We start from the raw sequence: 26,508 nt of genomic DNA on the forward strand, positions 1-26,508 counted from the left end.
GCGGTAGCGGCATCAGGGAAGGCCCAAACAGCGAGGATAAGGTTATCCACAACCCTTTTCGCCACCCAATCCGGTGTGGATAACCCCGGCGTCGAGCGTTACACTACCGCCCCATTTGCACGACTCACCATCAAGAGGTCGCGTGTGTCCATCGCTCTCTGGCAGCAATGTCTTGACAATTTACAGGATGAGTTGAGCTCACAGCAGTTCAATACCTGGATCCGTCCCCTGCAGGCCGAAAGCGGTTCCAGTGACCACGAACTCTCCCTGTTGGCCCCCAACCGCTTCGTGCGCGACTGGGTCAATGACAAGTATTTAAAACGTATCAACGAGCTGATGCGCGAGCTGGCGCAGGGTCGCCCGCCAAAGGTGTCACTGGATATCGGCAGCCGCCGGACAGTGTCCAATCCCGCGCCGAAGCCTGCCGCCTCCGGTGAGCAGAGCAGCGCCGCGCCGCAGGGCAGCGCCGGTCAGCCGGCACCGGAAACCTGGTCGGCAGGCGTGACCCGCACTGCTTCGGCCCCCATGCCGCCCTCGCCGCCGACCTCCCCGCGCGGTGACTATCAGGATGAGCGTGAGATTCCGGCCGCGCCGCCCTCCGGCAACACGACCGGCGGGCGGCGCAGCGACAGCGGCGAGCGTCAGGTGCAGGTCGAGGGCAGCATTCGCCACCAGAGCGGTCTCAACCCCGGCTTCACCTTTGAAACCTTTGTCGAGGGCAAGTCCAACCAGCTGGCGCGGGCCGCCTCGCGTCAGGTGGCCGAAAACCCCGGCGGTGCCTACAACCCGCTGTTTCTGTACGGTGGCGTGGGGCTGGGTAAAACGCACCTGATGCACGCGGTGGGCAACCATCTGGCCGGCCTGCGCGACAACGCCCGGGTGGTCTATCTGCACTCCGAGCGTTTCGTGGCCGACATGGTCAAGGCGCTGCAGCTCAACGCCATCAACGACTTCAAGCGTTTTTATCGCAGTGTCGATGCGCTTCTTATCGATGATATCCAGTTCTTTGCCGGCAAGGAGCGCTCCCAGGAGGAGTTCTTCCACACCTTCAATGCGCTGCTGGAAGGTGGTCAGCAGATGATTCTGACCTCGGACCGCTACCCCAAGGAGATCAGTGGCGTCGAGGAGCGCCTGAAATCGCGCTTTGGCTGGGGGCTGACGGTGGCGATCGAGCCACCGGAGCTGGAAACACGCGTGGCGATTCTGATGAAAAAGGCCGAGCAGGCGAAGGCCGATCTGCCGCACGATGCGGCGTTTTTCATCGCCCAGAAGATCCGCTCCAACGTGCGCGAACTGGAAGGCGCCCTCAAGAAGGTGATCGCCGACTCCCACTTCATGGGGCAGCCAATCAACCAGGAGTTCATCCGCGAGTCGCTCAAGGACCTGCTGGCGCTGCAGGACAAGCAGGTCGGCGTGGACAACATCCAGCGCACCGTGGCCGAGTACTACAAGATCAAGGTGGCCGATCTGCACTCCAAGCGCCGTTCGCGCTCGGTGGCCCGGCCGCGGCAGGTCGCCATGGCGCTGGCCAAGGAACTGACCAACCACAGTCTGCCCGAGATCGGCGACGCCTTTGGCGGGCGCGATCACACCACGGTACTGCACGCCTGTCGCAAGGTGGTGGAGCTGCGCGAAGAGAGCTCCGACATCCGCGAGGACTACAAGAACCTGCTGCGTCTTTTGACCAGCTGATGGCTGTTCCGGTGAGCGAGCCCGCCGCAACGTCATCCGCCGTGACCGACACGACAACACCGTGGCCGGAACAAGAGCCTGAAAAGAGTGGAGCCCCATGAAATTTTCCATTTCGCGTGAAGCCCTGCTGCGCCCGCTGACGCTGGTGGCCGGGGTGGTCGAGCGCCGTCAGACCCTGCCGGTGCTCTCCAACGTCCTGCTGAGCGCAGACAACGAGGAGCTGTCGCTGACCGGCACCGACCTCGAGGTCGAGCTGATCGGCCGCGTAGCGCCCTCGAGCATCGAGGAGAGCGGCTCGGTGACCGTTCCGGCGCGCAAGCTGATGGACATCTGCAAGTCGCTGCCCGATCAGTCCGAGATTACCCTGACCATTGAGGAAAACCGGGCGCTGCTGCGCTCGGGGCGCTCGCGCTTTACGCTGTCGACCCTGCCGGCCGCCGAGTTCCCGAGCATCGATGAAGGTCAGGTCAACGCCGAGCTGACGCTGCCGCGTCGCACGCTCAAGCAGCTCATCGACGCCACCGGCTTTGCGATGGCCCAGCAGGACGTACGCTACTACCTCAACGGCATGCTCTTTGAGCTGCGTGACCATCTGGTGCGCACCGTGGCCACCGACGGTCACCGTCTGGCGGTCTGCTCGCGCAGCGCCGAGATTGCCCTCGAAGAGCCGCAGCGTCTGATCCTGCCGCGCAAGGGCGTGGTCGAGCTCTCGCGTCTGCTCGACGACAGTGACGAGCCGGTCACGCTGATGCTGGGCGCCAGCCACCTGCGCGTGCGCACCGGTGCCTACACCTTCACCTCGCGGCTGGTGGACGGCAAGTTCCCGGACTACGAGCGGGTCATCCCGAAAGGCGGCGACAAGCAGATTCTGGCCGAGCGCAGCGAGCTGCGTCAGGTGCTCTCGCGAACCGCCATTCTCTCCAATGAGAAGTACCGCGGCGTGCGCCTTAATCTGGAGGCGGGCAACCTGCGGGTGCTGGCCAATAACCCCGAGCAGGAAGAGGCCGAAGAGAACGTGGCGATCGATTACAGCGGCAGCGCGCTGGAGATCGGCTTCAATGTCGGCTATCTGATCGACGTGCTCAGCGTACTGGACACCGATCAGGTTCAGCTGACGCTGTCCGATCCCAACAGCAGTGCGCTGCTGGAAGCCCCCGGTGGCGGCGACGCCATGTACGTCGTCATGCCGATGCGGCTCTGATCCTCCTGCCAGATCGTCTGTCGCAATCGTCTGTCACAACAGCGCCCGGCTCCGGCCGGGCGCGCGTCCCCTTCGGATCGCCATGCCGCTTGAACATCTGCACTTTCAGGGCCTGCGCAACCTGCCGGCGGTCACATGGCAGCCCGGGGCGCACGTCAATCTGATTTTCGGCGACAACGGCAGCGGCAAGACCAGTCTGCTCGAGGGCCTGCACATTCTGGGCATGGGGCGCTCGTTTCGCACCCGTCAGCTCAAGCACGCCATCACCCACGATCAGGACACGCTGACGCTCTTTGGCCGCCTGAGCGGCGATCCGGTGCTGCCGCTGGGTGTGGAGCGTCGTCGCGACGGTGACGGCCTCAGCGTGCGAGTGGCCGGCGAAAGGGTGGAACGCATCGCCGAGCTGGCGCGCCATCTGCCCATGCAGCTGATCAACCCGGACGCCTTTCGCCTGATCGAGGGCGCACCGGCGGCGCGACGGGAATTTCTCGACTGGGGCGTGTTCTACGTTCATCCCGATTTTTTTGAGGTCTGGCGCCGCGCAAGACGGGCGCTCAAACATCGGAATGCGCTGCTCAGACATGATAGAATTGATGAGCAGTCGCTGGCGCTCTGGAGCCGCGAACTGGCGCGCTGGAGCGATCGGCTCGACAGCATGCGCAGTGACTGGATGGCGCGCTTTAGCGATGTGTTCAACGCAACGCTTGCCGAGCTGATCGAGCTGCCGGAATTGAGCCTGCGCTACCATCGCGGCTGGGATAAAAACCGTGCGCTCGAGGAGATACTGCTCGAGAGCGTAGCGACTGATCGGCAGATGAAGTTTACCCAGCAGGGCGCCCAGCGCGCCGATCTGCGTCTGCGCATGGGGCGCTATCCGGCCGCCGAGGTGCTGTCCAGAGGCCAGCAGAAGCTGGTGGTCAGCGCCATGAAACTGGCGCAGGGTCGGCTTCTGGAGCAGGAAGGGCGCCACCGCTGCCTTTACCTGATCGATGATCTGGCCGCCGAACTCGATATGCAGCACCGTCGCGCCTTTTGCCGGCTGCTGGAACAGATGAATTGTCAGACCTTTCTGACCGGTATCGAACCCGCCTCGCTCGAGGGGCACTGGAGCGATGCCACTGACGTCAGAAGGTTTCACGTGAAACACGGTCGTCTGGCACACCTGCCGACGGCACGATGACCCGGGAGCATCAATGAGCGAACCACAGGCTTACGACTCATCGAGTATCAAGGTTCTTAAGGGGCTGGACGCGGTACGCAAGCGCCCGGGCATGTATATCGGCGATACCGATGACGGCACCGGTCTGCACCACATGGTGTTCGAGATCGTCGATAACTCGATCGACGAAGCGCTGGCCGGACACTGCAGCGAAATCCGGGTCGCCATCCACCCCGATGAGTCGATCACCGTCTCCGATGACGGCCGTGGTATCCCGACCGATATCCACTCCGAAGGGGTCTCGGCGGCGGAAGTGATCATGACCGTGCTTCACGCCGGCGGCAAGTTCGATGACAACTCCTATAAGGTGTCCGGTGGCCTGCACGGCGTGGGCGTATCGGTGGTCAACGCGCTTTCCGAGCAGCTCAAGCTGACCATCTGGCGCAAGAACCAGGTGCACGAGCAGGTCTATCAACATGGCGTGCCACAGTCGCCGCTGGCGGTTGTCGGCGACACCGAGCGCTCCGGCACCCAGATTCACTTCAAGCCCTCGGCGGAGACGTTTGCCAACATCGAGTTTCACTACGACATTCTGGCCAAGCGCCTCAGGGAGCTGTCGTTTTTGAACTCCGGTGTGGCGATCCGTCTGCTCGACGAGCGCGACGGCCGCGAGGAGCTGTTCCACTACGAGGGTGGTCTGCGCGCTTTCGTTGATCACCTCAACACCAATCGCACCATCATCAATCCGGTGTTCCACTTCAATGCCGAGCGTGAGGACGGCATCGCGGTGGAAGTGGCGATGCAGTGGAACGACAGCTACAGCGAAAACATCTTCTGCTACACCAACAACATTCCCCAGCGCGACGGCGGCACGCACATGGCGGGTTTTCGCGGCGCGCTGACCCGCAGCCTCAACAGCTACATCGAGGCCGAGGAGCTGCAGAAGAAGTCCAAGGTGACCACCTCCGGCGACGATGCCCGTGAAGGTCTGACCGCGATCATCTCGGTCAAGGTGCCCGATCCCAAGTTCTCCTCGCAGACCAAGGACAAGCTGGTCTCCTCCGAGGTCAAGACGGCCGTCGAGCAGGAGATGAGTCGTCAGCTGTCCGATTATCTGCTGGAAAACCCGAACGAGGCGAAGGCGATCGTCAACAAGATGCTCGACGCCGCCCGTGCCCGTGACGCCGCCCGCAAGGCGCGCGAGATGACCCGCCGCAAGGGCGCGCTCGACATTGCCGGCCTGCCCGGCAAGCTGGCCGACTGTCAGGAGAAGGACCCGACCCGCTCGGAGCTCTACCTGGTCGAGGGTGACTCTGCCGGCGGCAGCGCCAAGCAGGGCCGCGATCGCCGCACCCAGGCGATCCTGCCGCTCAAGGGCAAGATCCTCAACGTCGAGAAGGCGCGCTTTGACAAGATGCTCTCCTCCGCCGAGGTGGGCACCCTGATCACCGCGCTGGGCTGTGGTATCGGCCGCGAGGAGTTCAACGCCGACAAGCTGCGCTATCACTCGATCATCATCATGACCGACGCCGATGTCGACGGCTCGCATATCCGCACCCTGCTCTTGACCTTCTTCTTCCGTCAGATGCCGGAACTGATCGAGCGCGGCCACGTCTTCATCGCCCAGCCGCCGCTGTACAAGATCAAGCGCGGCAAGAACGAGATGTATCTCAAGGACGAGGCCGCGCTGATCCAGCACCTGACCACCACCGCCCTTGACGGTGCGCAGCTGCACGTCAACGCCGACGCCCCCGGCATCGGCGGTGAGCATCTCGAGAAGCTGGTGCATCAGTACCGCGACGTGATGGATCGTCTCGATCGTCTGGCCCGCGTCTACCCGGCCGACGTGCTCAAGCGTCTGATCTATGCCGCGCCGGTCAGCGAGGAGATGCTGGCGGATCAAAACGCCATGCAGGGCTGGATCGAGACGCTGCAGGCCGATCTGGACGAACGCATCGCCTATGAAGGCGGCCCGCGCTATACCTTCCGCCTGGTATACAACGAGGAGCGGGGGCTCTTTTTGCCGGCGGCTACGCTCAACGCCCACGGCGTGGAAACCGACTATCCTCTGGGGCTGGGCTTTTTCCAGTCAGCCGATTATGCCGCCATGGTGGCGCTCAATCAGGCATTGGATGGCCTGCTGGAAGAGGGCGCCTACGTCGCCCGCGGCGAGCGTTCGAAATCGGTCGAGAATTTCCACGACATTCTCACCTGGCTGATGGCCGAGGCCAGCCGCGGCTTCAGCATCCAGCGCTACAAGGGCCTGGGCGAGATGAATCCGGATCAGCTGTGGGAAACCACCATGGACCCGGACAGCCGTCGCATGCTCAGGGTGTCCATCGAGGACGCCATCGGCGCCGACATGATGTTCAATACCCTGATGGGTGATGAAGTCGAGCCGCGTCGTGACTTCATCGAGCAAAACGCCCTGGTCGCGAATCTGGACATCTGATTCGACCATGCCGTTGCGGATAAAACCGGAGCCCCTGGGCTCCGGTTTTTTCAGTTCGGACCGATGGTTATAAACCATTTCGGTTTCATGCGGCCGAAGTCACGGCGCACGTTGTGTCTGAGCGCTGCCTTCGAATCCAGCACCACACTCTCTCCCGCCTCGCGCACGAACACTACCCAGTGCCAGAAGGGCACCCCGTCGATGAGGCGCCACTTGATGGCCAGCAGCGCCCGGCCCGGTAGTGCGTCCCAGCCGATAAAGGGCTGTTCCCCTTCAAGCACCTCGATGCCCAGGTGTGCCAGCAGTGCCCTGACATGCGACGTCTGTGACCAGAGCGTGCGATCGTTGGCATGAATGCCCAGCGCGGCGGCGCGGGTTCGGGCCGTGTCGTAGTCAAGCCCGGCCAGCGCTGCGCAGGCGGCGATGCCGCAGCCGGTGGGTTCTTCCTGAATGACGGGCGTCATGACGTGATCCTTTCGGAAGGCAATTCAAAAAAGACGGCCCTGCTCGGGTCGCAGGGTCAGGCCGCGCCGGGTGTATTCAGCGTCCAGTGAGGCATGCACATCGATATTACCGCCGCGCCAGCCGTTCAGCGCAGCGGTCAGGGCATCGTCATCGAGTGACTCGATCGTTTTGCCCCGTGATGGCCCGAAGCGCAGGCGCAGGCCGGGCACCGGTTGCCCGACGGTGGCCCAGTCGAGAAAGCTGGCGAAGTCCTCAAAGCCGAAACGCGCCATCAGCGGCGTGACCAGCGCTGCGGTCATGGTGACATCGAAAAGCGCCTCGTGAGCATGGGTCGGCTCACCGCCGGTCAGCTCGCGATACATGTGGCCCAGCGAGGCACTTTCCAGACCGTCGCGCTTTTTGAGTCGATAGGCGGGAATGAACAGATCCAGGCTGCGCCTCGGGCGACAGCCCAGCCGGCGGGCGATCACGTTGTCAAAGCCGGTATTGCTGTAGCCCATTACCAGCGCATCAAATCCCTGACGGGTGGCCTCCCGGTAGACCGGCGGGATGCCATGGCGATAGTCGGGACATTGAGCGACATCCTCGTCATGAATGCCGTGCACTCGGGTGGTGGCCGGGTCAATCGACCCGCCCGGGTGGTAGTGGGCGCTGTGCTGCCACTGCGATTCAAACCGGCCGTCGGTATGCAATACGCCGCCCAGCACCGCCAGCTGCACGACACCGCAGTGACGGGCGCTGCCGCCCGCGGTCTCGAAATCGTGGATCAGCGCGCGCATGGCGGTGCTTCAACCAGCAGCTTCTGCGCCACGGGTTTCAATATCTCGACCAGCGTCGTCAGATCCGCCGGCGTCTCGCTGTCCGGCCAGTGGGACTGAAGCTCGGCCACTTCCAGGCCGACCACATTCTCCTCGGCCAGCGCCGTCATCAGCGCGGTCAGGGTCTCGGACGCAAGCCCTCCTTTGACCTGGTAATCGGTGGGCACGACGCCGGGTTCGAGCACGTCGCAATCGATATGGATATAGACCGGGCGGCCGTTGATGGCGCGCTTGAGCGACTCGACGCTCAGCTCGGCCGGCGTCAGGTGGCGAAGACGCCCGTCATCGATCAGCGCCTGCTCGCCGGGGTCGAGCTGATGGGCGCCGGCCAGAATGACCTGATCCAGCGCCAGATGGCTGCCCAGCCCGCTGTCCCAGAGTCCTGCGGCGCCGGCAATCACCATGCCACCGAGATAGCCCGACGCCGAGGTTTCCGGCGTGTTGAGATCGCCATGGGCATCGAACCAGACGATGCAGGCCTCGGGGTACTGACGGGCGACCACCGGCAGGGTCGCCAGCCCCCCGGCGCAGCGGCTCATGGTCAGGACCGGACGCTTGCCGGCGGCCAGCGTTTTCTCAAGATAGCGAGCGATCGACAGGAAGTCGGGCGTAATGGCCCTGAGCACCTGCTGCCAGTCACCCGGCAGCGCCTGGCCCGCGGCGCCCAGTGTCTGCAGGGGAATGTCGAGCGTCGTCGCGAGCTGCCGGCCCAGCGCGAGCGCACCAGTCATGCCCAGTGCGTTGCGACCGGCACAGTTGCCCTGAAAGCAGATCAGCGGTGGGGGAGCGGTGACAGCGGGCTGCTGCGCCATGGTGCCTCCAGTATCAAAAGGTGAGCGGCAGATCATTCTGCCCGTCAGAAACCGCCATCATAGCAGTGCGTCTCATGCAAGAGCGCGCGCAGGGGGTGAGCGGCTCAAGGCGAGGGCCCTTGGTCAATGGTTGTATTGTGAGGCGCTAATGCCTGAGTAATAGTTTGTGACAGACCGGGTCCGCGGCAGTCACCGTAGAGCCCCGACACAACAACACCGACCCACCTTGACTGAAACCCTGCTTAACAACAACACAAGGGACGCACGCCATGACAATCATGTTCAACAAGTGCCTGATGGCCGGTGTCATACCGCTGGCCATTGCGCTGTCGTCGACGGCTTTCGCTCAGGAGAGCACCGGTAAGGGCGAGGTCGAAGTGCTCAACTGGTGGACCTCCGGCGGAGAGGCCAAGGCGCTGGGCGCGCTCAAGGACCAGCTGGCCGACGACGGTATCGGCTGGCAGAACATGCCGGTCGCCGGCGGTGCCGGCACCAATGCCATGGCCGTGCTGCGCTCGCGCATCACCTCCAACAACCCGCCAACGGCGGCGCAGGTGCTGGGCTATGACGCCCAGGACTGGGCAGACCGCGATGCGCTGAGCTCGCTGGATGATGTGGCCAGCGCCGGCAATTGGGACGAGGTCTTCCCGCAGCCGATCCAGCACTTTGCCAAAAGCGACGGTCACTGGATCGCCGCACCGTTTGAAATTCACTCGACCAACTGGGTGTGGGCCAACAAGTCGATGATGGATGAGCTCGGCATCCAGCAGCCCGGTAGCTGGGAAGAATTCATGGCCTCGATGAAGAAGGCCCAGGACGCCGGTCATACCGGTCTGGCCTATGGCGGACAGCCCTGGCAGGACGCGACCGTGTTCGAGAACGTGGTGCTGGCGACCGGCGGTGCCGACTTCTATCGCCGCGCCATGATCGATCTCGACCCCGAAGCGCTCGATTCCGACACCATGATCAGGTCGTTTGATCGCTTCCGGGAGCTTTTGCAGTACAAGGACGACAACTCTCCGGGCCGTGACTGGAATCTGGCCACGGCGATGGTCATCAACGGCGATGCGCTTTATCAGATCATGGGCGACTGGGCCAAGGGCGAGTTCCTCAATGCCGGTCTCGAGCCGGAGCAGGACTTCATGTGCTTTCGCACGCCGGGCACGCAGGACGCGGTGACCTTTAACAGCGACCTGATGATCATGTTCAAGAATGACAACGATCAGCAGCAGGCGATGCAGCGCACCATGGCCGAAATCATCGGCTCGCCGGAATTCCAGATGACCTTCAGCCAGCTCAAGGGCTCGGTGCCAGCGCGTACCGACCTCTTGGCCGACAAGCTCGATGCCTGTGCCCAGCGCGGCTATGAGCAGGCGAAGGCGGCCGCCGAGAGCGACACGCTGATGGGCAGCATGGCGCACGGCTACGCCGCGCCGGCCAGCGTCAAGAACGCGGTCTTTGACATCGTCTCCTCGTTCGTCAACAGCGACATGCCCAGTGATGTGGCCGCCGAGCAGCTGGCAATGGTCGTACAGGGCGCGCGCTCCTGATCAGCCTGATTTGATCCGTCCGGCCCCGCCAGCTCCGGCGGGGCCATGATCCTGAATCCGAGGTGATCGATGTCGACCCCCCCCTCCCTGCGAGGCGGCGCGCGCGAGCGCCTGCAGCACTGGCTGCCCAGACTCGTGCTGTCGCCTTCGTTCGTGCTGGTGCTTTTTTTCGTTTACGGCTTCATTCTCTGGACGACATACATCTCGTTCAGCAACTCGGGAATGCTGCCGGACTATACCTGGGCGGGCACCCGGCAGTGGTCGCGGCTGTGGTCCTCATGGACCTGGGGCATCGCGCTGCACAACATCTGGGTGTTCGGACTGCTCTATATCGTCACCTGTACGGCGCTGGGCCTGTTGCTGGCGATCCTGCTGGATCAGCGCATCCGCGCCGAAGGAGCGCTGCGCACCATCTATCTCTATCCGATGGCGCTGTCGTTCATTGTTACCGGCACGGCGTGGCAGTGGTTTCTCAACCCGGGGCTGGGGCTTGAGCGCACCATGCATTCGCTGGGCTGGGAAAGTTTCAGCTTCAACTGGCTGATCGACGCCAATATGGCGATCTACACCGTGGTGATCGCGGCGGTCTGGCAGGCGACCGGCTTCATCATGGCGATGTTTCTGGCCGGGCTTCGGGGCATCGACGGCGAAATGATCAAGGCCGCTCAGATCGATGGCGCGCCGACCTGGAAAATCTACGGCCGCATCATCATTCCCCAGCTGCGCCCGGTGTTTTTGAGCGCGATCGTGGTGCTGGCGCATCTGGCGATCAAGAGCTTTGACCTGATCGTCGCCATGACCGGCGGCGGGCCGGGCAATGCGACCGCGGTGCCGGCGACCTTCATGTACTCCTATGCGTTTTCGCGCAACGAAATGGGCATCGCTGCGGCCAGTGCCGTATTCATGCTGGCGGTGATCGCCGCGCTGATCATCCCCTATCTCTACAGCGAGCTGCGGGAGTCGCGATCATGAGTGCCGGAGCTACCGTTGCGCGTCGCAACACGCTGGGTCGGGCGCTGCTCTACGCCGTGCTCGCGGTCTTTGCGATCCTCTATCTGATGCCGCTTTACGTGATGCTGGTGACCTCGTTCAAGCCGCTTGAAGAGATCCATCAGGGCAATATGCTGGCGCTGCCCGACACATGGACGTTTGCGCCGTGGCGCGAAGCGTGGGGCAGTGCCTGCATCGGGCTCGAGTGCAGCGGCGTGCACGGCTATTTCTTCAACAGCATCAAAATCGTGGTGCCGGCGGTGCTGATCTCGGGGCTTCTGGGTGCGTTCAACGGCTACGTGCTGACCAAATGGCGCTTTCGCGGCCACAAGATCGTCTTCGGATTGATCCTATTCAGCTGCTTCATTCCGTTTCAGATCATTTTGCTGCCGATGGCGCGGGTGCTCGGCATCCTGCACATCGCCAACAGCACCACGGGGCTGGTGCTGGTGCACATCGTCTACGGGATCGGCTTCACGACGCTTTTTTTCCGCAACTTCTACGAGAGCTTCCCCGACGAGCTGGTGCGCGCTGCCAAGCTCGATGGCGCCGGTTTTTTCACCATCTTCTTTCGCATTCTGCTGCCGGCTTCGGTGCCGATCATCGTGGTGACGATCATCTGGCAGTTTACCAACGTCTGGAACGACTTCCTGTTCGGCGTCTCCTTTACCTCCGGCGACAGCGCGCCGATCACGGTGGCGCTCAACAACCTGGTCAACAGCTCCACCGGGGTGAAGGCGTACAACGTCAACATGGCGGCGGCGATGGTGGCGGCGGTGCCGACGCTGATCGTCTATATCCTGGCGGGCAAATACTTTCTGCGCGGTCTGATGTCGGGATCGGTCAAGGGCTGAGGCACTCATGAGCTTTTTACATATTCACAACGTCCACAAGCGCTTTGGCGACACCCACGTGCTCAAGGGCATCGACATTGCCATCGAGAAGGGCGATTTTCTGGTGCTGGTCGGACCGTCCGGCTGTGGCAAGTCGACCCTTTTGAACATGATCGCGGGGCTTGATGCCATCAGCGAAGGCGAGCTTTTGCTCAACGGCGAGCGGATCAACGATGTGCATCCGTCACGGCGCGATATCGCCATGGTGTTTCAGTCCTATGCGCTTTATCCCAGCATGACGGTGGCCGGCAACATCGGCTTCGGGCTCGAGATGCGCAAGGTTGCGAAGGCCAGACGCCGCGAGGCGATCCAGCGCGCCGCCGAGCTCTTGCAGATCGAGAACCTGCTGGATCGCAAGCCGGCCCAGCTCTCCGGTGGGCAGCGTCAGCGCGTGGCGATGGGGCGCGCGCTGGTGCGCGAACCGCAGCTCTTTCTGTTCGACGAGCCACTGTCGAATCTGGATGCCAAACTGCGCGTCGACATGCGCACCGAGATCAAGCAGCTCCATCAGCGCCTGGGCACCACCATCGTCTATGTGACCCACGATCAGATCGAGGCGATGACGCTGGCCACGCGCATCGCCGTGATGCGCGGCGGTGAGCTGCAGCAGCTGGGCACGCCGCAGGCGGTCTACGACGATCCCAATAACCTTTTCGTGGCGGGGTTCATGGGCTCGCCGTCGATGAATCTGGTCACCGCCCGCATCACACGCCACGAGGGAAGGCTGGTGGCCCGCATCGCCGCCCCTGCGGGCGATGTCACGCTGCCGATCGTGCGGGATCGCGCCGCGCTCGAGGCGTGGTGTGACCGCGACGTGATGCTTGGCCTGCGTCCGGAGGCGATCACAGATCCGGCCAGCGCCAACCGCGAGGATGGCGACATCCATGAGGCCACACTTGAGATCGCGCTGGTCGAGCCCACCGGTGCCGATCTCTACGTGGTGACCCAACTGGGCGGGCGCAGCATCAACGCGCGTATGCGTCCCGGTGCGCCGTTGAGCCCGGGCCAGTCGACCCGTTTTGCCTTTGATGTCTCGCGCATGGTGGCGTTCGACCCCGAGACGGAAGCGCGTATCCGCGATGAGGTGCCGGCCACGCCCGATGAGGCGTCGACAGGCCATGCAGATTCGACAGGAAATGCAGATTCGACAGGAAATATCCTCGGTCAGAACGCGTGATCATGATCCGGGATGGCTTCCCGTGGGGCGTGGCGCTCAGGGGCGCTCGACAAATCGGCGAATGCCCTCGGCGAGCTGGCGGCCCAGCCGCTCCAGCGTCTCGCCCTCTACCATGCCGACCCCCAGCACCAGGCCGCGGCGCGGATCATCGTCGCTGCAGACCAGGCTCAACGGTCTGACCACCAGCCGGTATTGATTGAGCAGATAGCGGCTCAGGCGCACGTCATCGATCTGCTCGGCGAGCATGACGCACAGCGTGATGGTGCCGGCCGGCGGCGAGACATCGACCACGCCCGGCAGATCGACCAGAAGGTCATGCAGGGTCTGCTGGCGCTGAAGGTAATCGCGGTTGATGCGCCGACACCAGCGGTCCAGGTCGCCATCGGCCATGAACTGTGCCAGCACGGCCTGATCCAGCATGCGGCCTTCACGAAACACTTCACTTCTGACCCGGTTGATGGCGCCGCTCAGCGTGCGCGGCACGACCAGATACCCGAGTCGCAGCCCCGGAAACATCAGCTTGGAAAACGAGCCGGCCAGCAGGCAGCGGCCATTGTCGGGAGAGAAGAGCAGATCGCGGTGGCGGCGGTCAAAGAACTCGTAGTCGTCCTCGATGATCACTTCGGGGGCGAGGCGCTCGACCAGTGCGCGCTTGTCCTCCACCGGCATGTAAACGCTCAAGGGGTAGTGGCGCGCGCCGGTCAGATACAGCAGACGCGGGGCATGCGCAGCCTTCGGCAGATCCCGATAGCCGACGCCGGGCTGCCAGCGACACCGCGAGATGGCCAGCCCGGCGGCCTGAAAGACGTTGCGTGCGCCCCAATAGCAGGGGGAATCCATCACCACCCGGTCGCCGTGATCGGCAAGGGCCAGCGCGCACAGCTCGAGGCCGTGGTGGGTGCCATCGGTGATAATGATCTGCTCGAGCGCACACTCGATGCCGCGCCAGCGGCGCAGAAAATCGGCAATGGCGCGTTTCAGCGGGCCGTAGCCGCCGCTGGAGTAGGAGAGCAGCAGCGCGTTGTGCGGCACGGTCAGGGTGGCGTAGAGCGCGCGCCAGCGCCGCATCGGAAAGCGGGCAATGTCGGGAATGCCGGGCACGAAGGCACCGCTTTGCACCGGGCTGACGGCAGCCGTATGCAAAAGCGCCCGGGCGCGCTGCGAAAGTCCGGCCTCCGGTGTGGTCGCGTGTTCGGTGGCAGTGACACTTCGCTGGGTCCAGCTGCCGCGCCCGTGCTGGGTCACCAGCAGTCCGCGGCTCTGCAGGTTTTCCATGACGCCGGCCAGCGTGCTGCGGGCCAGTCCCAGTCGCTGACAGATATGGCGATGGGCCGGCAGACGCTGGCCGTCCTCCCAGAGGGATTCGATCAGCTCGATCAGCGCCTGCTCCAGACGTACCTGCTTGCTCAGCCGGGCGGGCTGGCGCTGCCAGGCGTCATCGATGTCGCCCAGCGCCTCTTCAACGGATCGCAGCATGGTCAAAATCCCTTCCGGCAGGGCGTGGAGCGTCATTATGGTCGGCGGGCCGCGCAGTGGTCCAGTCAAACGCCCGAGTGGTCCACCTCTCAAGCGCCGGACAGTGGTAGCGTGTGTTCAGGAGCAACAACAAGGCCCGATGCCCAACAGAGACTCCGACTGCCCTGACTGTCCATAACAATTACGGATAACACTATGCAGAGCACCACAACATCACGCGAACTGGTACGCGTTCTGGCCCGCGCGGACGTACTGGCCCTGGCCTTTGGCGCCATGATCGGCTGGGGCTGGATCGTTCTGACCGGCGGAGCGATTCTCGATGCCGGCAGCCTCGGCGCGATCATCGCCTTCATCATCGGCGGCATTGCCGTGCTGCTGGTGGGACTGACCTACGCTGAACTGGCAGCCGCCATGCCCAAGGTGGGCGGTGAACACGTCTACAGCTATCGCGCCCTGGGGCACTTCGCCTCCTTCGTCTGTACCTGGAGTATCGTGCTGGGCTACATGAGCGTCGTGTCCTTTGAAGCGGTGGCCCTGCCCACCGTGGTCGAGCAGCTTTTCCCCGGCTATGACGTGGGCCATCTCTGGACGGTGGCCGGCTGGGACGTCAAGGCCAGCTGGGTCGCGGTCGGCGTCATCGGCTCACTGATCATGATGGCGATCAACTATGTCGGCATCACCACCGCGGCGCTGATCCAGAAGCTGGTGACCGGGCTGATTCTGGTCGTGGGCGTGCTGTTCATCACCGGCGCGCTCTTTACCGGCGAGGCGGCCAACATGACGCCGCTGTTTAACCATGAGGCCAACGGCGGATTTGTCGGCGGCATCATGGCGGTGCTGATCATGGTGCCCTTCCTGTTTGTGGGCTTTGACGTCATCCCGCAGGCCGCCGAGGAGATCGATCTGCCGTTTCGTGATATCGGCAAGGTGCTGATCGCCTCGGTGCTGATGGCAGTGGTCTGGTATGCGCTGATCGTGCTGGGGACCAGTCTGATGCTCGATCACGACGCGCTGCAGGGCACGTCGCTGTCGGTGCCGGATGCCATGGCGGCTGTCATGGGCAGCGTCTGGGGCAGCAAGCTGATGGTACTGGCGGGCATCGCCGGCATCATCACCAGCTGGAACGCATTCTATATCGGCGGGTCGCGGGCGATCTATGCGCTGGCGCACTCCGGCATGCTACCGGCCTTTCTCGGCAGGCTGCATCCGAAGTACAAGACGCCCACCAACGCCATCATCATGATGGGGCTGTTGTCGGCGATCGCGCCCTTTCTGGGCCGTCCGGCCATGGTGTGGCTGGTGGATGCCGGCGGTCTGGGCATCGTGATCGCCTATCTGGTCGTGGCGCTCTCCTTTCTGGTGCTTCGAAAGCGCGAGCCCGAAATGGAACGTCCCTTCAAGGTGGGCAACGGTCAGGTGGTCGGCGTGCTGGCGGTCGTGCTCTCGCTGGGCATGGTCTTTTTGTACCTGCCGGGCAGTCCGTCGGCGCTGACCGGCATCGAGTGGGGGGTGTTCGGCGGCTGGATGGTCTTCGGGTTTGCAATGTATTTCTTCGCGCTCAATCGCTACGGGCGGGCGTTCAGTGACCGGGTCATGCAGGACGTTTATCAGCGCTGAATCCTTGAAAAGTGAGGTTGGTCCACATGCAGGACATTGAATTCAAAAGCCAGCGGGCCGCCGCGCTGATCGGCGGGCACTGGAAGGAAGGCGCTCGACAGTTTGCGGTCAACAACCCGGCCACCGGCGAACTGATCGCCAATGTGGCCGACCTGGGTGCCGAGGAGACCCGTGAGGCGGTCGGCGCGGCCGAGACGGCACTGGCGGACTGGCGAAAAACGCCGGCAAAGGAGCGCTCTCGGCTGCTGCGTCGCTGGTTCGATCTGGTAGTTGAAAACACCGACAGACTGGCGCGCCTGATGACGCTTGAGCAGGGCAAGCCGCTGGCAGAGTCCCGCGGGGAAGTCGGCTATGGCGCCTCGTTCATCGAATTCTACGCTGAAGAGGCCAAGCGCATCGCCGGCGAAACCCTGCCGGGTCACGGCGCGGACAAGCGGATTCTGGTGGTGCGCGAGCCGATCGGCGTGGTCGCGGCCATTACGCCCTGGAACTTTCCGCTGGCGATGATCACCCGCAAGTGTGCCCCGGCGCTGGCCGCCGGCTGCACGGTGGTGATCAAACCGGCCGAGGCCACGCCGCTGACCGCCCTGGCGCTGGCCGCGCTGGCGCTGGAAGCCGGTATCCCGCAAGGCGCCATCAATGTGGTCACCGCCCAGAGTCCCGCCGCCGTGGGCGAGGTGCTGACCACGGACCCGCGGGTGCGCAAGGTCTCCTTCACAGGCTCGACCCCGGTGGGCAAGACGCTGCTGGCGCAGTGTGCCTCCACGGTCAAGAAGACCGCCATGGAGCTGGGCGGCAACGCGCCCTTTATCGTTTTTGACGATGCCGATCTCGATGCTGCTGTCGAGGGCGCCATCGCGTCGAAATACCGCAACGCCGGTCAGACCTGCGTCTGCACCAATCGCTTTCTGGTGCAGTCCGGCGTGTACGACGCCTTCGTCGAGAAACTGGCCGCCCGTGTTCGTGAACTCAGGGTCGGCAACGGTCTCGAGGAAGGCACCACGATCGGGCCGCTGATCAATCAGGGCGCCGTTGACAAGATCAGTGATCACGTCAGCGATGCGCTTGGCAAGGGCGCTCGACTGGTGGAGGGCGGAGAGAAGCACGCGCTGGGACACTCGTTCTACGCCCCGACCGTGCTGGCCGATGTGACGCCCGATATGGCCGTCGCCCATGAGGAGACCTTCGGGCCGTTGGCAGCCGTCTTTCGCTTTGACCAGGATGATCAGGCCATCGCGATGGCCAACGATACGCCCTTTGGCCTGGCGGCCTACTTCTATGCCCGCGACTACAAGCGCATCTGGCATGTGATGGAAGCGCTGGAGTACGGCATGGTGGCCGTCAACGAAGGGTTGTTGTCGACCGAGCTGGCACCCTTTGGCGGAATCAAGGAGTCAGGGCTGGGTCGGGAAGGTTCGCACCATGGACTGGAGGAGTTTACCGAGCTCAAGTATGTCTGTCTTGGCGGCCTTTAATCGCTGCACATCAAAGGAGATCGCGCATGAATAATAGTGAACTCAATGAGCTGAAAAAACGCTATGTCGCCAACGGCGCGGCAAGCATGGACGGCCATTTCGCCGACCGCGCCGAAAACGCCGAGCTGTGGGACGTCGATGGCAAGCGCTTTATCGACTTTGCCGGCGGTATCGGCGTGCTCAACATCGGCCATCGCCACCCGAAGGTGGTCGAGGCGGTCAAGGCGCAGCTCGATCGAGTCATGCACACCTGCCAGACGGTCATGCCTTATGAAGGTTACGTGAAGGTGGCCGAGAAGCTCAGCCACCTCACGCCGGTACGTGGGCATGCCAAGGTCATGCTGGCCAACTCCGGTGCCGAGGCGCTGGAAAACGCCGTGAAGGTGGCGCGTGCGGCGACCGGTCGTTCGGGTGTGATCTGCTTCACCGGCGGTTATCACGGTCGTACCTTCATGACCATGGCCATGAACGGCAAGGTCGCGCCCTATCGTACCGACTTTGGCCCGATGCCGGGACAGGTCTATCGCGCGCCCTATCCGGTCGAATCAATCGGTGTCAGCGAGGAAGAGGCGCTGCGCGGGCTGAAAATGACCTTCAAGACCGATGCCAATCCGAAGGACACCGCCGCGATCGTCATCGAGCCGGTGCTGGGCGAAGGCGGTTTCCATGCCGCGTCGCCGAGCTTCATGAAGGCGCTGCGCGAGATCTGCGACGAGCACGGCATTTTGCTGATCGTTGACGAGGTTCAGTCCGGCTTTGGCCGTACCGGCAAGCTGTTCGCCATCGAGCACACCGGCGTCGAGCCTGACATCATGACCATGGCCAAGAGCATGGGCGATGGTATGCCGATTTCTGCCGTGGTCGGCACCGACCGCGTGATGGATGCTTCGGGCGGTAATTCGCTCGGCGGTACCTACACCGGTAGCCCGGTGTCCTGCGCTGCCGTGCTGGCCGTACTGGAGGTGTTCGAAGAGGAGAACATCCTCGAGAAGAGCCTGGCACTGGGCGAGAAGCTCGGCGAGCGGTTCCAGCAGTGGGAGCGCAGCTTTGATGTCGTGCGCAATTCGCGTCATCTGGGGGCCATGGCGGCCATCGACCTGGTCCGCCCCGACGGCGAGCCGGATGCCGAGCTTGCCGGCAAACTCTGCAAAACGGCGCGTGAACGCGGCCTGATCCTGCTCTCCTGCGGTATTTTCGGCAACACGATCCGCTTTTTGATGCCGGTTACCATCAGTGACGAGGTCCTCAACGAAGGCCTTGACCTGATCGAAACCATGCTCACGGAGATGACCGGTCAGTAGTCACATCGCCCGGTCTGCATGCAAAAGGCCCCGCCATCGGCGGGGCTTTTTTATGGTCAGGCGCATTCTTGCTGCCATGAGTCTCCCGGGAGCGGCCACTACGGCTGGCGAGCGGCCACCTGCAGAAAGGTCTCGACCTCCTCGACGGTGGGAATGCCGGTGGCCGCGCCGGCACGCTGCACGGCCAGCGCGGCGGCTGCGGTGGCCCGCTCCAGGCAGGTGGTGTCGTCAAAGCCCGCCTGCAGGGCGGCCATATAATAGCCGATGAAGGTGTCGCCGGCACCGGTGGTGTCGACGGCCTGGACCGGCCGCGCCGGCTGATAAAGGGTGTCACCGCGTTCGCCATCGAGGCGCCACGCCCCTTCCGAGCCCAGCGTCAGCACGATATTGACGCCCGGCAGCGCCGTTTGCAACGCTTCGATCAGGGTATCGGCATCGCTGTCCTCTTCCAGCTCGACCAGCGCGGCCGCTTCGCCGCGATTGACGAACAGCAGTGACAGCTCACTCAGGGGCAGTTCACGAATGGCCGGTGTCATCGGCGCCGGATTGAAGGCGACCTTCAGCCCGCGCGCCAGCGCCTGACGAATGACGTCCTCGATGGCGTTGCACTCGTTTTGCAGCAGCAGCCAGCCGTCGCTGTCGGCGCCGTTGATCAGCTCGCCGATCCGCTCGGGCGTGAAGCGCTGATTGGTGCCGCCAAACAGCACGATGGCGTTTTCTCCGTCGTCGTCGACCTGAATGACGGTGTGGCCGCTGGCGCTTTCAAGCAGCGCCACGTTGTCGATGTTGGCGCCGGCGTCCTTTAGCGTCTCCAGCGCCCAGTCATCAGCCCGGCCGAGCTGCCCCCAGTGGCTTGCCTGCCCACCGGCGCGTGCCAGGGCGATGGTCTGATTGGCGCCCTTGCCCCCCAGCACGATCTGATAGTCGGTGCTGGAGAGCGTTTCACCCGGTCGCACCAGATGCGGTACGCGATAGACGTGATCGATGTTGATCGAGCCGTAGTTGTAGACGGTGGCCAGGCGGGATGCCGGTTGATTCGATGCTGCCATGATGCCCTCGCAGTAATAACCATGATCTGACGTGATCATCGAACACAACGAGGTCCTTTGTCGATTCAGGGCAGACTGACGATTCAGGGCAGATTGTCGATTCAGGGCAGATCGAAGACCAGCGCTTCGGCGTCGCGGCCGCGGGCCAGCGTGATCTGCGTTTCTTCCTCCAGCATCAGCGCATCACCGCCCTCGAGAGGCTGACCGTTGACCTCAAGCTGGCCCCGAATGAGATGGAGATAGCCGCGTCGGCCGGGCGCCAGCGGGTGGGTCAGCGCGGTATCACCGTTCAGAAGCGTGGCATAAATGAAGGCGTCCTGCTCGATGCGCAGTGACCCGTCGCGGCCATCGGGTGAGAGGATCAGGCGCAGCTGGTTGTGTCTGGATGCGGCGGGAAAGTCCGCCTCGCTGTAGCGCGGTGCCAGCCCTGTTTCGCGTGGGAAGAGCCAGGTCTGCAGAAAATGCACCGGCTCGTGATCGCTGTGATTGAACTCGCTGTGCTCCACGCCGGTACCGGTGGTCATCAGCTGCACGCGTCCCGGGCCAATGCTGGCGCTGTTGCCCAGCGTGTCGCGATGGGCCAGCTCGCCGGAAAGCACCCAGGAAAAGATCTCCATGTCACGATGACCGTGCTGGCTAAAGCCGCCACCGGGGGCCACGCGGTCTTCATTGATCACCCGCAGGGGGCCGAAGTGTACATGATCCGGATCGACATAACCGGCAAAGGAAAAGGAGTGATGGCTTTCGAGCCAGCCGTGATCGGCATGACCACGTTCATGGCCGGGGCGCAGGGTCAGCATGACAGGACTCCGAAGGAGATGACGTGCCTGACAGCATCGCTTTCGGATTCCTGCATGGCAATGGCAGAAAATGAGCGTTGGGCGTCGATAAAACAGAATGCGCCCGGGCAGGGAGCCTGTCCTGCAAAGCGCTGCCCGGGCGTTGCGTCATTCCACGGTATCAGAGCCCGGCGCGTTGTTTTCAGACTTTTGTGCGCCCTTTCGGGGTCTGTCATTTTCCAGCAGATCGGCCACCGAATCGAGAATCTCCTTGGGTCTGAACGGGTAGCGTTCGACCTCGGAGCGGTCGGCGATGCCGGTCAGTACCAGCACGGTATGAAGCCCGGCCTCGATACCGGCGACCACGTCAGTATCCATGCGATCGCCGATCATGCCGGTACGCATGGAGTGCGCGCCCAGCTTGTTAAGCGCCGAGCGAAACATCATCGGGTTGGGCTTGCCGACCACATAGGGCTCGCGCTTGGTGGCGCTGGTGATCAGTGCGGCCACGGCACCGGTAGCCGGTAGCGGGCCTTCTTGGCTGGGGCTGGTCACGTCCGGATTGGTGACAATAAAGCGGGCCCCTTCATTGATCAGGCGAATGGCGCGCGTGATCGCTTCAAACGAATAGGTCCGGGTTTCACCCAGCACCACGTAGTCCGGGTCGGTGTCGGTCATGACAAAGCCCGCTTCATGCATGGCGGTGGTAATCCCGGCCTCGCCGATGACAAAGGCCGACCCATTGGGAGACTGATCCTTTAAAAAGGCGGCGGTTGCCAGCGCCGAGGTCCAGAGCTGCTCTTCGGGCACATCGATGCCGCTGCGTGCCAGCCGGGCGCTGAGATCGCGCGGGGTATAGATCGAGTTGTTGGTCAGTACCAGAAACGGCTTTTGCTTCTCCCGCCACTGATGGATCAGCTCCGCCGCTCCGGGAATGGCCTTGTTCTCGTGCACCAGCACGCCATCCATGTCGGTCAGCCAGCAATCGACGTCACGCTCTACCTTCTTGCCTGTAGTCAAGAGTCGTTCCCCCCGTATTGGTGATGATGTTCAGCATAGACCCGGACAGGCGGCCCTGTCTTTTGCGGGTCTCGGCAGGTGCCGGTGTGACAAAAGCAGACCGGGTATGGCAACGCCGGTCCTTCAGCGAAAAAGCACCGGGTGAATCGCCCGGATATTTAAAAACATTGTTTGATTAAAGGACGTTAATCGGCAATATAAAAGGCGCTCTTGATTTAGAAAATATCAGAATACTTGTTTTAATAATTTCTTCATTTTAAAGCCTGTTTTTTCAGGAAGAGTTTCTTGAAACCTGGAACGTCTTGCTGACATTGTGGTCTTTTAACGTCGGTAATGTGGCGCGAAAGTTTTTAATAAACCGTTAATTAAGGTGGGGTTTTCCTGCCTGACATGCCCTGATCAGGTGATTCGATGTCTTTGAAAACAGCGATTCGGACCAACACTTTTTTAAAGAAAATGGCGCAGGGTATCGAGAAGGGCGCGCGGCGAGGCATGACCGCCCTTGTGACAAAATGCTTGCAAAAAAATGACACGGTGGAGATCGATAGCCTCAACGGACCGATCAAGATACTGCTGGTACGGCCCAACTATCGCATCGGCAACGCCCTGATCATGTCGCCCATTATTGAAACGTTTCGACAGCGCTTTCCCGAGGCGCAGATTGATCTGCTCACCACCGACAACACGCAAACGCTCTTTCGCCATCAGCGCGTGGACCATCTTCTGACCCTGTCACGCGATGCCATTACCCGTCCCTGGCGCTTTCCCGCCATGCTCCGGCGCCTGAGAAAGGAAAAATACGATCTGGCCGTGCAGGCCGGGCCCAGCTCGCTGACCGGTCTGATCTTCGCCCGCTGCATCAAGAGCCGCTATACCATGGGCAAGGGCAAGCGCGGCCAGCACTGGTTCGATATCGAGGTCAACGGTGAGCAGGCGCACGCCTATGACATTCCGCAGATGTTTGCCCGGGCCCTGGGCACGCCCTGTCGCGATCGCCCGCTGATGACCCTGAGCAACGGCGAGCGCAGCATCGGCCGCGGCGAACTTGAAGAGCTGGGGATCGACTTCGATGACACCGGCCGCGCGACCCCCTTTGTGGCCCTGTTTGTCGGCGGGCATCTCGACAAGCGACTGCCCCTGAGCTTCTGGCAGGAGAGCATCGATGCCCTTGAATCCGCCGGGCAGCGCTACGTGGTGTTTGTCGGCCCCGAGGAGCTGCGCCATGCCGACACGCTCGAGCAAAGGGTCAGCGCGGGGCAGTATGGCGCGCTCTGCCGGCCCCGGCCGCTACGTACCTTCGCCGCCATGCTGCACCATGCCCGCTATATGATCAGTCCGGATTCCGGGCCGCTGCATATCGGCGCGGCACTCGATGTGCCGGTGATGGCGCTGGTGCAAAAGCGCAAGTCGCTGAAGTTTGTCCCGCGCGGTCCGGCCGATATCGTGCTCTGGCAGCCGGAGGCGCGACAGCTGCTGGAGGCCGTTATCCGGCCCGAACAGTTCCAGGGGCGTCGCACGCAGGAACCCCCTGAGCCCGGCACGAATTCAACAATGGCCGGGGCGCTGGCGAGTCGGTAACCTTCGCGGCCGTATCCGGGTAAATCACCCGGTATAGGATGCGGCCGCAATCCGGCGGCCGCGGGCGCGGCGCAGTCCCAGCCAGCCGTTGACCAGCAGCGTTACCAGCGTCAGCAGGCCGCCATAGAGCGTGGCCTCGGGCGGGTTTTCACCGAGCAGCCACCAGACCCAGAGCGTGCCGAGAATGGCCTCGACCAGGTAAAAAAGCGCCACCTCAGCGGAGGGCAGATAGCGGGTGGCGTTGTTGATCAGCGCCGTGGCCAGCGGCATCTGCACCAGTCCCATGAGGGCGAGCACGAGATAGCTGCGGGGTTCGAGTGCCAGCGGCGTGGCCATCGGCCAGGCGATCACGGCCGTGATCACGCCGCCGCCGGCGATCAGCGGCAGCCGATCCAGCACCGGATAGCGTCGCAGCAGCGTCAGATTGGCGCCGACCGCCATGGCGGCGCCGAGCGCGTAGAGATCGCCGAGCAGACCCTCCCCGGTCAGCGAGCCGGCAAAGACGATCACCAGTCCCAGCATGGCCAGACCGATTGCCACCCAGGTTCTCGTCGCGACCCGTTCCTGCAGGAACAGGCGGGTAAAGATCGCTGCAAACAGTGGTGCCGTACTCAGGATGACCACGACATTGGCCACCCGGGTATGCATTACTGCCATCACGAACAGCAGCGAGATCGCGGCCAGCAGCCCGGCGGAGATCAGCGATGCCCCGCGTTGGGCGTTGAGGGTGGCCAGCCGCCGGGGCTGGCAGTAGAGCGCGCCCATGATGAGCGCCATCAGCGCGCCGCGCCAGAAGGCAATGTTCCAGCCGTCGGTGGCGGCCAGTCTTACCAGCAGGCTGTCAAAGCTCAGAACCACAATACCGAGGGTTGCAAGCGTCAGACCGCGTGAGTGCCGGGCGGTCGCGTCATGGGCTGCCATGTCAAATCTCCTTGAGCGCATCAGTGCCGGATCGCGGTCGAAACGCTCACTTGAGCAGGCCGGTCGTCCGCGGGCAATGGATCAAATGGTCCGACCCTTTCATCCTAACCGTCGCTATTGAAAATCCTGTTCTCGTTGCGCCGCCGGGCAGAGCATGGGCGACGCCGGTATCGGTCATTGACCGATCCGAACGCCATATGGCGTGACTGTTCCCCGCTCAAAGGGGCTGCGACAATGGCGACTTTCGACTGTCAGGAGAGTCTCATGACCGAGCCCGCCCTTGCTCCGCTTCCCGAAAAGCTGCGCCAGCAGCTCATTGCCGTACGTGACAACGCCTACGCCCCCTATTCCCGCCATCCGGTAGGCGCGCTTCTGGTCAGCGAAGGTGATGTGATCCATACCGGCTGTAACGTGGAAAGTGCCAACTACAAGGGCCTTTGTGCCGAGGCCGGTGCCATAGCCTCGCTGGTCGCCTCCGGCGAGCGCCGGATCAGGGCGATCTACATCATCGGCCCCGGCGAGGCGCTGTGCACGCCCTGCGGGGATTGTCGTCAGCGGATTCGCGAGTTCGCTACCCCCGGCACCGAGATTGTGGTGGTGGATGGTGACGGCCGACCGCTCAAGCGTTACGACATGGAAGCCCTGCTGCCGGATTCCTTCGGACCCGAAAATCTGGATCAACCGTCATCAATGGCGTAGGGCACGGCAGCTTCTGCCTGCAGGGTCGTCATGGCGCGGATAGCGGCGATGGCGGAATAAGAAAACAGTGTTGTACAAGACATGAAAAAAAACGGCAGGCGTGTCAGCAGATCGTCGTCAAAATGTCATGCATGACGTGATGAAAATCCTTTCCTGGCCTGAGTTTAACGGTTACAAAAAATTATAGTGTACAAGGCTTGTACATTGCCCGGCACTATGCCAGAGTGTGTCTACACGGTCAGCAGGGACGCTGACCCGGGATCAACAGGGACGTTGATCCGAATGGCGAGGAGCGCCACGGCAGGGACTGCCGCAGAATCGGGCCAGGATGGCCACGGCAAGGATTGCCACTGATACCGGCCAGGAAGGCCGGTGACACCACCAGGGAAGGAATTGAATCATGACACATTACATCTCCTGCACACGCTGTGGTCACGATCAACACACTCCGATGGATACCTGCAACGAGTGGGACGAGATCACCTGCTCCGAGTGCGGCGAGTTTCTGGACACCGTGGGTCACTGGAACGACCTGAACTCACCGTCTTTCGCCATGCAGACGCTCAACAAGTCCAGAACGCTGACGCTCATGATGGCCCGCGAGAGCCGCCCCATCAACGATCAGCAGATGGGCCAGCGCGTCTCCGCCTGATACGCGGCGAGCCATACAAGTCATTCCGAAATGCCGCCCTTCAAGGCGGCATTTTTATGTCTGTTATACGAGGCGTCCTGACACAGGGGCTGTCCCGTTACAACGCCCGGTCACACCGGGCGTTGTGATGCTGGCGCTGCGAGGCCTGAAGAATCCCCCTAGAAGATTACGGGCAGGATCACCAGCACGAGCCCGAGCAGGCTGATGCCCCAGACCATCGAGCGGATGTAGGGGATGCCCATGGCGTAAAGCGGTACGTAGGCGATGCGGGCGAGAAAATAGAGCCAGGCACCCCAGGCTGTCATCGCCCCTTCCTGCTGGCCGACATGAGCAATCAGGATGGCACCGATAAACAGCGGCAGGGTTTCAAACAGGTTTTTCTGCGCGCGAAAGAGCCGCCCGGTTACCACACCCATCGGTGGGCCTTCCTTGTCGCGTGGACCGGCATTGTAATCAATGCCGGTTTCACGGTTGCGATACATTGCAGGCAGCATGATCTGAACGATGGCAAGCACCAGCGTCCAGCCCAGCAGGTAGAGTTCCATGGTCATGCGCGACTCCGGAGATCAGGTTGAAATATCTTCTTGAGCGTAGCAGGCCACCGGCTCCGAGTGCGGTGATGATCCGTCATCCCGTAATGCTTTTATCAGCTTTAAAGCATATGGTGATGGCTCGTGCGTCAGGCATGATAGCCGGGTGCTGAGCGTGCTGAAGGGTGCCACATCGGAGGTT

General features: G+C 62.7%; 23 protein-coding genes. 14 read left to right on the plus strand and 9 right to left on the minus strand.

Going from position 1 to position 26,508, the window contains the following annotated elements:
- Positions 1–144 precede the first annotated feature (144 nt).
- The 4 genes from dnaA (at position 145) to gyrB (ending at position 6,504) form a co-directional block, all read left to right on the plus strand.
- Positions 145–1,692 (plus strand): chromosomal replication initiator protein DnaA, encoded by a 1,548-nt coding sequence (gene dnaA, locus BM079_RS08890; RefSeq protein ID WP_090133075.1) that lies wholly within the window; start codon positions 145–147, stop codon positions 1,690–1,692.
- 97 nt (positions 1,693–1,789) lie between these two features.
- Positions 1,790–2,893, plus strand: coding sequence for a DNA polymerase III subunit beta (gene dnaN, locus BM079_RS08895; protein WP_090133077.1), 1,104 nt, complete (start codon positions 1,790–1,792; stop codon positions 2,891–2,893).
- Positions 2,894–2,975: 82 nt separating this feature from the next.
- Positions 2,976–4,073: a DNA replication/repair protein RecF gene (gene recF, locus BM079_RS08900; protein WP_090133079.1), complete on the plus strand. Its 1,098-nt coding sequence runs from the start codon at positions 2,976–2,978 to the stop codon at positions 4,071–4,073.
- A 13-nt stretch (positions 4,074–4,086) separates the two neighbouring features.
- A complete protein-coding gene (gene gyrB / locus BM079_RS08905) occupies positions 4,087–6,504 on the plus strand; it encodes a DNA topoisomerase (ATP-hydrolyzing) subunit B (RefSeq protein WP_090133081.1) in 2,418 nt (805 codons plus the stop codon).
- Between the two features lie 50 nt (positions 6,505–6,554).
- On the opposite strand, the gene BM079_RS08910 is transcribed toward gyrB, so the two are convergent.
- The 3 genes from BM079_RS08910 to BM079_RS08920 are packed head-to-tail and all read right to left on the minus strand — an operon-like array spanning position 6,555 to position 8,599.
- Entirely contained in the window at positions 6,555–6,968 is a 414-nt protein-coding gene (locus tag BM079_RS08910) for a hypothetical protein (protein WP_090133084.1), read from the minus strand.
- 24 nt (positions 6,969–6,992) lie between these two features.
- The gene (locus BM079_RS08915; protein ID WP_090133085.1) at positions 6,993–7,748 is read right to left on the minus strand and encodes a 3'-5' exonuclease; all 756 of its coding nucleotides are present in this window, start codon (positions 7,746–7,748) and stop codon (positions 6,993–6,995) included.
- Positions 7,736–8,599, minus strand: coding sequence for an arginase family protein (locus BM079_RS08920; protein ID WP_175489652.1), 864 nt, complete (start codon positions 8,597–8,599; stop codon positions 7,736–7,738). The genes BM079_RS08915 and BM079_RS08920 overlap by 13 nt, the downstream gene beginning before the upstream one ends.
- 269 nt (positions 8,600–8,868) lie before the next feature.
- Between BM079_RS08920 and BM079_RS08925 the strand changes: the two genes are divergently transcribed.
- The 4 genes from BM079_RS08925 to BM079_RS08940 all read left to right on the plus strand — a co-directional run bounded on the left by BM079_RS08925 (position 8,869) and on the right by BM079_RS08940 (position 13,209).
- Positions 8,869–10,149 (plus strand): ABC transporter substrate-binding protein, encoded by a 1,281-nt coding sequence (locus BM079_RS08925; RefSeq protein WP_090133091.1) that lies wholly within the window; start codon positions 8,869–8,871, stop codon positions 10,147–10,149.
- Between the two features lie 69 nt (positions 10,150–10,218).
- Complete coding sequence (locus BM079_RS08930; protein ID WP_090133093.1) at positions 10,219–11,121, plus strand: carbohydrate ABC transporter permease; 903 nt, start codon at positions 10,219–10,221, stop codon at positions 11,119–11,121.
- Positions 11,118–11,993 carry a carbohydrate ABC transporter permease gene (locus BM079_RS08935; RefSeq protein ID WP_090133095.1) on the plus strand — a complete coding sequence of 292 codons (876 nt, stop codon included), beginning with the start codon at positions 11,118–11,120 and terminating at the stop codon, positions 11,991–11,993. Before BM079_RS08930 ends, BM079_RS08935 begins: the two co-directional genes overlap by 4 nt.
- Before the next feature lie 7 nt (positions 11,994–12,000).
- Complete coding sequence (locus tag BM079_RS08940; protein WP_090133098.1) at positions 12,001–13,209, plus strand: ABC transporter ATP-binding protein; 1,209 nt, start codon at positions 12,001–12,003, stop codon at positions 13,207–13,209.
- A 36-nt stretch (positions 13,210–13,245) separates the two neighbouring features.
- On the opposite strand, the gene BM079_RS08945 is transcribed toward BM079_RS08940, so the two are convergent.
- Positions 13,246–14,685: an aminotransferase-like domain-containing protein gene (locus BM079_RS08945; RefSeq protein WP_090133100.1), complete on the minus strand. Its 1,440-nt coding sequence runs from the start codon at positions 14,683–14,685 to the stop codon at positions 13,246–13,248.
- Between the two features lie 195 nt (positions 14,686–14,880).
- On the opposite strand from BM079_RS08945, the gene BM079_RS08950 reads away from it, so the two are divergent.
- The 3 genes from BM079_RS08950 to gabT are packed head-to-tail and all read left to right on the plus strand — an operon-like array spanning position 14,881 to position 19,078.
- Positions 14,881–16,302 carry an APC family permease gene (locus BM079_RS08950; RefSeq protein WP_090133102.1) on the plus strand — a complete coding sequence of 474 codons (1,422 nt, stop codon included), beginning with the start codon at positions 14,881–14,883 and terminating at the stop codon, positions 16,300–16,302.
- 26 nt (positions 16,303–16,328) lie between these two features.
- The gene (locus BM079_RS08955) at positions 16,329–17,777 is read left to right on the plus strand and encodes an NAD-dependent succinate-semialdehyde dehydrogenase (RefSeq protein WP_090133104.1); all 1,449 of its coding nucleotides are present in this window, start codon (positions 16,329–16,331) and stop codon (positions 17,775–17,777) included.
- A 26-nt stretch (positions 17,778–17,803) separates the two neighbouring features.
- A complete protein-coding gene (gene gabT, locus BM079_RS08960) occupies positions 17,804–19,078 on the plus strand; it encodes a 4-aminobutyrate--2-oxoglutarate transaminase (RefSeq protein WP_090133106.1) in 1,275 nt (424 codons plus the stop codon).
- A gap of 98 nt (positions 19,079–19,176) precedes the next feature.
- Here the strand turns inward: gabT and BM079_RS08965 are convergent, their stop codons facing one another.
- The 3 genes from BM079_RS08965 to BM079_RS08975 all read right to left on the minus strand — a co-directional run bounded on the left by BM079_RS08965 (position 19,177) and on the right by BM079_RS08975 (position 21,926).
- Entirely contained in the window at positions 19,177–20,127 is a 951-nt protein-coding gene (locus BM079_RS08965) for a ribokinase (RefSeq protein WP_090133308.1), read from the minus strand.
- A gap of 101 nt (positions 20,128–20,228) precedes the next feature.
- Positions 20,229–20,927 carry a pirin family protein gene (locus tag BM079_RS08970; protein WP_090133108.1) on the minus strand — a complete coding sequence of 233 codons (699 nt, stop codon included), beginning with the start codon at positions 20,925–20,927 and terminating at the stop codon, positions 20,229–20,231.
- 147 nt (positions 20,928–21,074) lie between these two features.
- Positions 21,075–21,926, minus strand: coding sequence for an HAD-IIA family hydrolase (locus BM079_RS08975; RefSeq protein WP_245742904.1), 852 nt, complete (start codon positions 21,924–21,926; stop codon positions 21,075–21,077).
- A gap of 516 nt (positions 21,927–22,442) precedes the next feature.
- Between BM079_RS08975 and BM079_RS08980 the strand changes: the two genes are divergently transcribed.
- On the plus strand, positions 22,443–23,504 hold the full coding sequence (locus tag BM079_RS08980; protein WP_175489653.1) for a glycosyltransferase family 9 protein: 1,062 nt from the start codon (positions 22,443–22,445) through the stop codon (positions 23,502–23,504).
- Between the two features lie 24 nt (positions 23,505–23,528).
- Here BM079_RS08980 and BM079_RS08985 read toward each other — a convergent pair whose 3' ends face one another.
- Positions 23,529–24,425, minus strand: coding sequence for a DMT family transporter (locus BM079_RS08985; protein ID WP_090133114.1), 897 nt, complete (start codon positions 24,423–24,425; stop codon positions 23,529–23,531).
- A 264-nt stretch (positions 24,426–24,689) separates the two neighbouring features.
- Here BM079_RS08985 and cdd point away from each other — a divergent pair, with 264 nt between their 5' ends.
- Complete coding sequence (gene cdd / locus BM079_RS08990; protein ID WP_090133116.1) at positions 24,690–25,124, plus strand: cytidine deaminase; 435 nt, start codon at positions 24,690–24,692, stop codon at positions 25,122–25,124.
- A gap of 400 nt (positions 25,125–25,524) precedes the next feature.
- Complete coding sequence (locus BM079_RS08995) at positions 25,525–25,776, plus strand: hypothetical protein (RefSeq protein ID WP_090133117.1); 252 nt, start codon at positions 25,525–25,527, stop codon at positions 25,774–25,776.
- Between the two features lie 158 nt (positions 25,777–25,934).
- On the opposite strand, the gene BM079_RS09000 is transcribed toward BM079_RS08995, so the two are convergent.
- On the minus strand, positions 25,935–26,327 hold the full coding sequence (locus BM079_RS09000; protein WP_090133119.1) for an MAPEG family protein: 393 nt from the start codon (positions 26,325–26,327) through the stop codon (positions 25,935–25,937).
- Between the last annotated feature and the right edge of the window lie 181 nt (positions 26,328–26,508).

The organism is Kushneria avicenniae, assembly GCF_900112585.1.
In the GTDB taxonomy this organism is placed as follows: domain Bacteria; phylum Pseudomonadota; class Gammaproteobacteria; order Pseudomonadales; family Halomonadaceae; genus Kushneria; species Kushneria avicenniae.

What these genes read in the sequence shown, in the direction of transcription:
- cdd (WP_090133116.1), top strand. Translation starts at nt 24,690, where the DNA reads ATGACCGAGCCCGCCCTTGCTCCGCTTCCCGAAAAGCTGCGCCAGCAG.
- BM079_RS08955 (WP_090133104.1), top strand. Translation starts at nt 16,329, where the DNA reads ATGCAGGACATTGAATTCAAAAGCCAGCGGGCCGCCGCGCTGATCGGC.
- BM079_RS08925 (WP_090133091.1), top strand. Translation starts at nt 8,869, where the DNA reads ATGACAATCATGTTCAACAAGTGCCTGATGGCCGGTGTCATACCGCTG.
- gabT (WP_090133106.1), top strand. Translation starts at nt 17,804, where the DNA reads ATGAATAATAGTGAACTCAATGAGCTGAAAAAACGCTATGTCGCCAAC.
- recF (WP_090133079.1), top strand. Translation starts at nt 2,976, where the DNA reads ATGCCGCTTGAACATCTGCACTTTCAGGGCCTGCGCAACCTGCCGGCG.
- dnaN (WP_090133077.1), top strand. Translation starts at nt 1,790, where the DNA reads ATGAAATTTTCCATTTCGCGTGAAGCCCTGCTGCGCCCGCTGACGCTG.
- BM079_RS08945 (WP_090133100.1), bottom strand. Translation starts at nt 14,685, where the DNA reads ATGCTGCGATCCGTTGAAGAGGCGCTGGGCGACATCGATGACGCCTGG.
- BM079_RS08965 (WP_090133308.1), bottom strand. Translation starts at nt 20,127, where the DNA reads ATGGCAGCATCGAATCAACCGGCATCCCGCCTGGCCACCGTCTACAAC.
- BM079_RS08930 (WP_090133093.1), top strand. Translation starts at nt 10,219, where the DNA reads ATGTCGACCCCCCCCTCCCTGCGAGGCGGCGCGCGCGAGCGCCTGCAG.
- BM079_RS08950 (WP_090133102.1), top strand. Translation starts at nt 14,881, where the DNA reads ATGCAGAGCACCACAACATCACGCGAACTGGTACGCGTTCTGGCCCGC.
- BM079_RS08935 (WP_090133095.1), top strand. Translation starts at nt 11,118, where the DNA reads ATGAGTGCCGGAGCTACCGTTGCGCGTCGCAACACGCTGGGTCGGGCG.
- BM079_RS08910 (WP_090133084.1), bottom strand. Translation starts at nt 6,968, where the DNA reads ATGACGCCCGTCATTCAGGAAGAACCCACCGGCTGCGGCATCGCCGCC.
- BM079_RS08915 (WP_090133085.1), bottom strand. Translation starts at nt 7,748, where the DNA reads ATGCGCGCGCTGATCCACGATTTCGAGACCGCGGGCGGCAGCGCCCGT.
- BM079_RS08940 (WP_090133098.1), top strand. Translation starts at nt 12,001, where the DNA reads ATGAGCTTTTTACATATTCACAACGTCCACAAGCGCTTTGGCGACACC.
- gyrB (WP_090133081.1), top strand. Translation starts at nt 4,087, where the DNA reads ATGAGCGAACCACAGGCTTACGACTCATCGAGTATCAAGGTTCTTAAG.
- BM079_RS08970 (WP_090133108.1), bottom strand. Translation starts at nt 20,927, where the DNA reads ATGCTGACCCTGCGCCCCGGCCATGAACGTGGTCATGCCGATCACGGC.
- BM079_RS08985 (WP_090133114.1), bottom strand. Translation starts at nt 24,425, where the DNA reads ATGGCAGCCCATGACGCGACCGCCCGGCACTCACGCGGTCTGACGCTT.
- BM079_RS08920 (WP_175489652.1), bottom strand. Translation starts at nt 8,599, where the DNA reads ATGGCGCAGCAGCCCGCTGTCACCGCTCCCCCACCGCTGATCTGCTTT.
- BM079_RS08995 (WP_090133117.1), top strand. Translation starts at nt 25,525, where the DNA reads ATGACACATTACATCTCCTGCACACGCTGTGGTCACGATCAACACACT.
- BM079_RS09000 (WP_090133119.1), bottom strand. Translation starts at nt 26,327, where the DNA reads ATGACCATGGAACTCTACCTGCTGGGCTGGACGCTGGTGCTTGCCATC.